Genomic DNA, 235 nt, shown 5'->3' on the forward strand with positions numbered 1-235 from the left:
GCGGTTGCAGCGGATCCCCCTGCTGCGGGAGCACGGGCCCGGGCCGCCGCAGATCGCGGAGGTGCTGGGCCCTTCGACAGGCTCAGGGACCCAGGTCCGCGGCCCAGGGACCCAGGGCGGGGGCTCAGGGACCCAGGGCGGGGGCACAGGGACCCAGGGCGGGGGCTCAGGGACCCAGGGTGGGGGCACGGCGGCGGAGGCGTCGGCGCTCGAGACGCATCTCGCGCTGCTGCGC

Annotated in this window: 1 protein-coding gene; it reads left to right on the top strand. The window is 78.3% G+C overall.

Going from position 1 to position 235, the window contains the following annotated elements:
* Positions 1–235 (top strand): hypothetical protein (locus KVS71_RS18915; RefSeq protein ID WP_217585301.1); only part of this gene is annotated, 235 nt, incomplete at both ends.

This window comes from Microbacterium sp. GbtcB4 (assembly GCF_019091465.1).
In the GTDB taxonomy this organism is placed as follows: Bacteria; Actinomycetota; Actinomycetes; order Actinomycetales; family Microbacteriaceae; genus Microbacterium; species Microbacterium paraoxydans.